This window comes from Streptomyces sp. NPDC059456 (genome assembly GCF_042750055.1).
In the GTDB taxonomy this organism is placed as follows: Bacteria; Actinomycetota; Actinomycetes; order Streptomycetales; family Streptomycetaceae; genus Streptomyces.
The window spans coordinates 1-3,662 of the sequence record NZ_JBHYVA010000790.1; the positions used below are offsets into that span (position 1 = coordinate 1).

Genomic DNA, 3,662 nt, shown 5'->3' on the forward strand with positions numbered 1-3,662 from the left:
GGGGGGGGGGGGGGGGGGCCCGCGGCCCCCCCCCCCGCGGCCCCCGCCGCCGGATCCGGGCCGGTCCGGGCGAGGACCGGGCCCGCCGGCGCGTCGAGCTCGCCGAGCGGCCGGCCGGCCGCCGCGCGCCGCGCCGCCGCGGCCATCACCGAGGCGTCGGCGTACCGTTCCTCGGGCCGCTTGGCCAACGCCCAGGCGACGAAGGCGCGCACCGGCCCGGGGAACTCGGCGGGGAGGTCCGGCACCGGCTCCCGGATGTGCTTGAGGGCGATCTCGACCACCGATTCGCCGGTGAACGGCGGTTCTCCGGTGAGGAGTTCGTAGCAGACGACACCCATCGAGTACAGGTCGGACCCCGCGACGGCACCCAGCCCCTCCGCCTGCTCGGGGGCCATGTAGAGCGCCGTGCCCAGGACCGCGTGCGAGTCGGTGATGCCGGTACTGGCCGCGCTGGAGCGGGCGATCCCGAAATCGGTGACGGTGACCCGGCCGTCGTCGCCGACCATCAGGTTCGACGGCTTGATGTCGCGGTGCGTGACCCCCTGGAGGTGCGCGGCGTGCAGCGCGTCCAGGGCCTGCCCGGCGATGTCGAGGGCCTGTTCCACGGCGAGGGGTCCGTTCTGCGCCCGGACCTCGGTCAGCGTCCGCCCCTCGACGAGCTCCATGACGATGTACGCGACCTGCTCACCGGAGTCGATCCGGCTCTCGCCGTAGTCGTGCACGTCGACGATGCCCGGGTGGCTGAGCGAGGCGAGGACCGTGGCCTCGCGGCGGAACCGCGCGGCGAACGACGGGTCGTCGAGCAGCGCGGGCAGCAGCACCTTCACCGCGACCTGTCGCCGCAGCACGTCGTCGTCGGCCCGCCAGACCTCGCCCATGCCGCCACCGCCGATCCGCTCGGCCAGTGTGTACCGGTCCCCAAGGACCGTCCCCCGCCCCCACATATCTGCCCCTCGCCGTCCGGTGAATCGGTGGTCAGCCAAATTCCGTCTGGCAGAGGATACTTGGGGACCCTCGACCGGCCTCTGGCCCCTCGTGCCGTGCGTCAGAGGCGGTCCTGCGCGGCGGCCCAGTTCAGCCGGCCCGCGTGGATCAGCCGGAGCTGACGGCGCGCGGTGCGCGTGACCGCCGCCCGCTCCGCGTCGTCCGGGCCGGCGGCCAGATAGGCGGACACGGTCATCACCATGTGGTCGACGTACAGCCGCGCCAGCATGAGCAGGTCGTCCTCGCTCCAGCCCGCGCTCAGCGGATCGGCGCCGAGGCGTTCGGCCACTTCGACGGCGAACGCGTCCAGCTGGCCGGCCACCGCCTCGCGCACCCTGCGCACGCCGCCGTGCCGCTCGCGGACGATGAACCGGATGTGCGCGGGGTAGTCCCGTACGAGTTCGGCCATCAGGTCCACCGTCGTGTCGATGCGCTGCGCCGCCTCGCCGGAGGCGGCCAGGGTGGAGCGGACGGCGGCGTGCAGGCTCTGCAGCGCCTCGTCGACCAGTGCGATCCCCAGTTCCTGGGTGTCGCGGAAGTGCCGGTAGAAGGCCGTGGGGGTGACGCCCGCGACCCGGGTCACCTCGCGCAGCCCCAGGCTGCCCAGGTTCTGCTCCTCCAGCAGCGACAGGGCCGCGTCCAGCAAGGCCCTGCGGGTTTTGTGGCGTTGGGCCTGGCGTGCCCCGATGGTCTCACTCATGACGAAAAGTCAACCCCCGATTCCCCTTATTCGCTCGCTTGCATTTAGACTGAGCAGTCAGTGCACAACTGTCTCCTGTTTTGGAGGAAGCACGATGCTCTTCCTGATAGCGGCCCTCATGCTGATGGGGATCGCCCTCGGAACCGTGGCCCACGTCCCCGTCTCCGTGTCGCTCGCCGCCACTGCCGCGATCGCCTGCTGGCTGCTGGTCTTCGCGGTCCGCGAGCGGACCGTCCGCCACCACCGGCCGGCCGGCCGACGGGAGGGATGACGATGAACGCCACCGACACCGCTCTGCGCGCCCGCGCGGCCGCGGCCGAGGACGAGGCCACCGCCAAGGCCGCCGGCAAGCCCGCGGCCGAGACCCCGACCGCACCCGCCGGCAAGCCCCGATCCGCGCCCGCCGTCCGCCAGGCCGACGGGTTGGCGGTCGCCTCCTTCGTGTTCGGCCTGGTCGGGCTCCTCGCGCTGAACCTGATCCTGGGGCCCGCGTCGATCGTCCTCGCCGCCCTCGCACTGCACCGCGGTACGACGCGGCCCGGCCGCGCCCGGCTCGGCCTCGCCCTGGGCGTCGCGGACCTCGTCGTCCTCGCCTGGCTGGTCAGTGCGGACCAGACCTGGTCGTGGAGCATCGGCTGACCGCCGCGCCCCCGGCCGCCCGTCCGCCCCGCCCCGCTACGGCAGCGGGGCCCCGCGGGCGGTGAGCCACAGGTCGTACCACTCCTCGTGCGTGAGCTCGGGCTCGCGCAGCGCGGCGTCGCGGCAGGCCCGGATGCGTTCGGGGCGCCCGCTCCCGACGACGGGGGCGATCCGGGCGGGATGGCGCCTGAGCCACCACAGCAGGACCGTCTCGGGCGTGGTGCCCTTCGCCTCGGCCAGTTCACGGACGAGGCGCGCCGTCGCGTGCTCGGCGGGGCTCTCCTGCGCTCCGGTGAAACGGCCCTGCGCCAGCGCACCCCAGGCCTGCAGTCGGACACCGTTGTCCAGGCAGTACTCGACGGTCCCGGACGGGAAACCGCCCGCCGCCGCGGCGGCCGTGTTCACGAGCACACCGTCTTCCAGCCAGTCCCGCCGGTCCAGGCTCATCTCCAGCTGGTTGGCGACCAGCGGGAAGTCGAGGTGGCGCTGGAGACGGGCGATCTGGGCGGCGTTCATGTTCGACACGCCGAACCGGCGGACCAGCCCCTGCTCGCGCAGCGCGGTCAGCGCCGCCGCGATGTCGCGCGGATCGGCCAGCGGATCGGGCCGGTGCAGGAGCAGGACGTCGACGGCGTCGGTGCGCAGGCGGCCGAGGCTCTCCTCGACCCGCCGCACGATGGTGGTGCCCCGCAGGTCGTAGATGCCGGGCCGGTCGCCGTCGGGCAGCCGGATCCCGCACTTCGTCTGGAGCACGATCCGCTCGCGCAGGCCCGGGGTGCGGGCCAGGACCTCACCGAAGACGGCCTCCGCCTTGCCGCGGCGGTAGATGTCGGCGTGGTCGAAGGTGTCGATGCCGCTCTCCAGCGCCGCCGCGATCGCCGCCTCGGCCGCGTCGATGTCGGCGGGGCCGTACGCATCGGTGTCCCAGCTGCCGCCGAGAGCCATGCAGCCGTACAGCAGCCGGGCGCCGTCGTTCTCCGGTGGTGTGATCGCCATGCGGCCACCCTACGAGGCCGCGGCGCGCCCCCGTACCCGGGCTCCGGGCAGCGGCGTCCGGGCCGCCGGCTTCGTGGCGGGCCGGGGGCGCGGGGCCTCCACCGGCTTCTTCTGCGGCGGGGGCGTCCTCGGCGGGTAGGAGGGCGGCACCTTCGGTCCGCCCGCACGGGCCGGCATCGTCGTCATACGACCACGCTACGGGTGCGCAGCGGCTCCGTGGGGCGGGTCCGCACACCGGACCCGGGTCAGCGGTCGGGGTCAGCCGCCGGGGTCAGCGGCCGGGGTGAGTGGGCGCGGGCCGCGGGCGGGGTAAGAGTGCGGGGTCACCGGTGTCTTTTAAACA

The 3,662-nt window shown here is 74.1% G+C and carries 6 protein-coding genes; 2 read left to right on the forward strand and 4 right to left on the reverse strand.

The genetic code is table 11. The features are described 5' to 3' along the window. On the reverse strand, positions 1-944 hold a 944-nt coding region (locus ACFXA3_RS38485; RefSeq protein WP_385195331.1), incomplete at its 3' end, for a protein kinase. Between the two features lie 101 nt (positions 945-1,045). Beyond that, a complete protein-coding gene (locus tag ACFXA3_RS38490) occupies positions 1,046-1,684 on the reverse strand; it encodes a TetR family transcriptional regulator (protein WP_385195334.1) in 639 nt (212 codons plus the stop codon). A gap of 94 nt (positions 1,685-1,778) precedes the next feature. Here ACFXA3_RS38490 and ACFXA3_RS38495 point away from each other — a divergent pair, with 94 nt between their 5' ends. Continuing rightward, entirely contained in the window at positions 1,779-1,955 is a 177-nt protein-coding gene (locus ACFXA3_RS38495) for a hypothetical protein (protein WP_385195336.1), read from the forward strand. Beyond that, entirely contained in the window at positions 1,952-2,323 is a 372-nt protein-coding gene (locus ACFXA3_RS38500) for a hypothetical protein (RefSeq protein ID WP_385195339.1), read from the forward strand. The genes ACFXA3_RS38495 and ACFXA3_RS38500 overlap by 4 nt, the downstream gene beginning before the upstream one ends. A 36-nt stretch (positions 2,324-2,359) precedes the next feature. On the opposite strand, the gene ACFXA3_RS38505 is transcribed toward ACFXA3_RS38500, so the two are convergent. Both ACFXA3_RS38505 and ACFXA3_RS38510 read right to left on the reverse strand, forming a co-directional pair. Then, on the reverse strand, positions 2,360-3,319 hold the full coding sequence (locus tag ACFXA3_RS38505) for an aldo/keto reductase family oxidoreductase (RefSeq protein WP_385195341.1): 960 nt from the start codon (positions 3,317-3,319) through the stop codon (positions 2,360-2,362). A gap of 9 nt (positions 3,320-3,328) precedes the next feature. Further along, a complete protein-coding gene (locus ACFXA3_RS38510) occupies positions 3,329-3,505 on the reverse strand; it encodes a hypothetical protein (RefSeq protein ID WP_385195344.1) in 177 nt (58 codons plus the stop codon). Positions 3,506-3,662 lie beyond the last annotated feature (157 nt).